Genomic DNA, 1,470 nt, shown 5'->3' on the forward strand with positions numbered 1-1,470 from the left:
GTACTATACAGTGTATTCTCTAACGTACTCCACGAATTTAATATATCCGGATTATGCCCTAATAATTTTTGAAACTTTGTATCTCCTATATTTGATAATATAATTCTCTCCATCATTTTCCCTCCTATTTCCCTCTTTTTTATTGTAAAATAAATAAAGCTCACTTTACATTTCATATGAATCTTAATTTATAATTTTCCTTTACAAAAATCATCATTTTACTGGAGGTATATTTACAAATGCAATTAGACCGTGTTGATCGAAAAATTTTAAATGAATTATATAATGATAGTCGCCTTTCGATGCGCGAATTGGCAAAACGAGTAAACTTATCCGCTCCGTCTACTACAGAGCGTGTTCGTAAACTTGAAAGTGAAGGAATTATTCAAAAATACACAATCGATATCAATTATAAAAAAGCAGGACTTGTTTTAGATTGTATTTTAGAAATCACTTTAAAAAATGGTGATACAACACGTATGCAACAGTTTATTCAGTCTTATCCATCTGCAAGTTTTTGTTACCGAGTAACAGGAAGCTTGTGCTACATTGTAAAAATCTCTGTTCCTTCACTCGTTGAACTTGAAGAATTTATCAATGATGTTTCTTCATATGCAACGACAGTTTCTCATATCGTATTATCAGAAGTAGCTCTTACTCCGGACATTGAACATATATTCCCAGAAGATTAATTCATCTTTATTCACAAAAAGAGTAAAAACCCCTTACATTAAGAATAAAAATGATATATCATGTATTAAAATACATAAAGTTCGAGAAAGGGGCTTTACATTGAAAATCTGGTTTTATGAAAAAACGGCACAATTAGATGACTTGCTTGGTATTTGGGACAATGTTCCGACCATACCTCGAATTGGTGAAAAAGTTGAACTTCTAAAAACCGTTCGGATCGTTACAGATATTAAATACGTGAAAAACGGAAATAACTTCCGTGTAGAGATTATTACAAATTAAAAAGTAGCTCTCCTTTTCATACTGGAGAGCTACTTTTTCATGGCCTATAATCCGCCTTTTTTATAATAATCTTATCTTCTTCTACAGCTATTGTTACATATTCATTTTCTTCTAACTTGAGCTGGTTGACAGCCTCATCTGGCAGTTCCACCGCCATCAATCTATTCGTTAGTATAACTTGGCTATACATTTCATTTTCACGTGATGAATTCATCACTTTTTCTTCATTTATTAAGCGAAGCGGTGGCACACCTACTTCTTTTACAGTACGCCATTGTTTCCAAGTAAAAGGAATTAACCATAATAAACCGATAATCGCAAGACCAATGCCGATCCATAAATTACTTTGTGCTTGTAATTCAGTAATCGAGATTGCGTCACTTCCATCTCCACCTACAAATTGCATACTCGTTGCAATCAAATTATTTAGAGCATGCACAGCAATATTCGTCCATATATTTTTTGTCTTTATGTATAGAAGGCACATAATAACAC

The 1,470-nt window shown here is 32.8% G+C and carries 3 protein-coding genes and 1 pseudogene; 2 read left to right on the forward strand and 2 right to left on the reverse strand.

Going from position 1 to position 1,470, the window contains the following annotated elements:
• Positions 1-176, reverse strand: a pseudogene (locus tag AC1DTM_RS26225) (carboxymuconolactone decarboxylase family protein); the annotation flags it as partial.
• A gap of 63 nt (positions 177-239) precedes the next feature.
• Here AC1DTM_RS26225 and AC1DTM_RS26230 point away from each other — a divergent pair.
• Together AC1DTM_RS26230 and AC1DTM_RS26235 are read left to right on the forward strand one after the other, a co-directional pair.
• The gene (locus tag AC1DTM_RS26230) at positions 240-692 is read left to right on the forward strand and encodes an Lrp/AsnC family transcriptional regulator (RefSeq protein WP_002011610.1); all 453 of its coding nucleotides are present in this window, start codon (positions 240-242) and stop codon (positions 690-692) included.
• A gap of 100 nt (positions 693-792) precedes the next feature.
• Positions 793-975 (forward strand): DUF3913 family protein, encoded by a 183-nt coding sequence (locus tag AC1DTM_RS26235; RefSeq protein ID WP_000707108.1) that lies wholly within the window; start codon positions 793-795, stop codon positions 973-975.
• Positions 976-1,012: 37 nt separating this feature from the next.
• Here the strand turns inward: AC1DTM_RS26235 and AC1DTM_RS26240 are convergent.
• Positions 1,013-1,470 (reverse strand): AbrB/MazE/SpoVT family DNA-binding domain-containing protein (locus tag AC1DTM_RS26240; protein WP_477001257.1); only part of this gene is annotated, 458 nt, incomplete at its 5' end.

This window comes from Bacillus sp. P4_D3 (assembly GCF_056401855.1).